Source organism: Xanthobacter aminoxidans, assembly GCF_023571765.1.
Classification (GTDB): domain Bacteria; phylum Pseudomonadota; class Alphaproteobacteria; order Rhizobiales; family Xanthobacteraceae; genus Xanthobacter; species Xanthobacter aminoxidans.
On the sequence record NZ_JAMJXC010000057.1, the window covers coordinates 1 to 1,264 of the forward strand.

The 1,264-nt window shown below is 66.4% G+C and carries 2 protein-coding genes; both read right to left on the reverse strand.

The genetic code is table 11. The annotated features are described in order from the left end of the window. Window positions 1-1,012: hypothetical protein (locus EJ105_RS27580; protein ID WP_250168881.1), on the reverse strand; the 1,012-nt coding region annotated here is incomplete at its 3' end. Between the two features lie 2 nt (window positions 1,013-1,014). After that, window positions 1,015-1,264, reverse strand: a 250-nt coding sequence (locus EJ105_RS27585; RefSeq protein WP_250168882.1) for a hypothetical protein, incomplete at its 5' end; no start/stop codon positions are given.

Genomic DNA, 1,264 nt, shown 5'->3' on the forward strand with positions numbered 1-1,264 from the left:
TGCTGATGACGGCGACGCCGGCGTTGTTCACCGCCTTGCGCTCGGCCACGTTGAGCATCGGCCGGGTGGCGCGGAACAGCAGCTGGCTGTCGCTCGCGAACCGCACATCCACATTGCGCTGGCTGATGGCGAGGCCAACGGTGTCATTCATCATCCATCGCGGCGTGGAGACGGCATCCGGCCCATGCACATAGGCAGGGTCATAGGCCGGGATGATGTACTGCAGCGCCTGCGCGTTGGTGCTGGTGATCGTGATCTGGATCGTGCTGGCGTTGACCCAGGCGACAGTCGGCCCGGCCGCGACAGAGGGCGCCGAGCCCCGGTCCTCGCTCGCCATGATGATGACGGGCGGGAAGTCCGGGTAACTGCCGCGCAGGTTGACCGTCATGGTGGCCGAGGCCGGCCGCCACACCGCCCCCGCCTCGGCGATCTGGAAGGACGGGCGCTCGATGGTCAGCCGCAGGTCGCGGTCTGGACAGGACAGCACATCCGCACCACGGCGCGGGACGAACAGGCCCGGACCGCGCGTCGGGTGGACACCGCCGAGTAGATTGTAGCTGCCGCCATTGTCCGCCTCGCGGCTATCCGCCTGCGTCAGCGGGTTGGCGAAGATGATGTAGGCGGTGTCGACGCCGCTGCTCGCTCCTACCGTGAAGGTGCAGTGGTCCACATAGGACGCGCTCGGCGTCTGCGTGTATGTGACCTGCCCTGAGCCATTGATCTGCCGCGCCCAGCCGATGCAGATGGGTTCCCACGGCAGGGTGGCGAAGGTCACGGTGCGGTAGCGGCGCGTATAGGTGACGCCGCCGTCCGCCGTCCATGTCTCGACAGATACCGAGCCCGAGAGCTGCCAGTTGGCGGCGAGCACGGACAGGATCTCGGGCCGGGCGGAATCGAACACCAGCTGCTCGCCGCCGAGGGCCGGGTCCGTCACGTCAAAGCCGGGCCTCGAGACACGCAGTCGCATCACCCCGGCAAAACTGCCGAAGATGTAGCGGGGGGTGAGTGCCACCGTCAGCTGCTTCCAAGGATATAGGCGTTGTTGAAATCGATGCGGAGGCGGTTGTCCGCCGAGCGCGCCACGCCAGCGGTGATCTCGCCGAGGTTGGCGACGATGGCCGAAAGGGTCGCGACATCCAGATGCGAGGCCGTGATTGAGCCGGCAGCGATCAGATCACCATTGAGGTAAAGGACCGGCTCAGGCCCCGTATTATCCACCAGGAACACCGCCACCCCGGGCAGGTCCGGTGCTGTAATGAAAAAG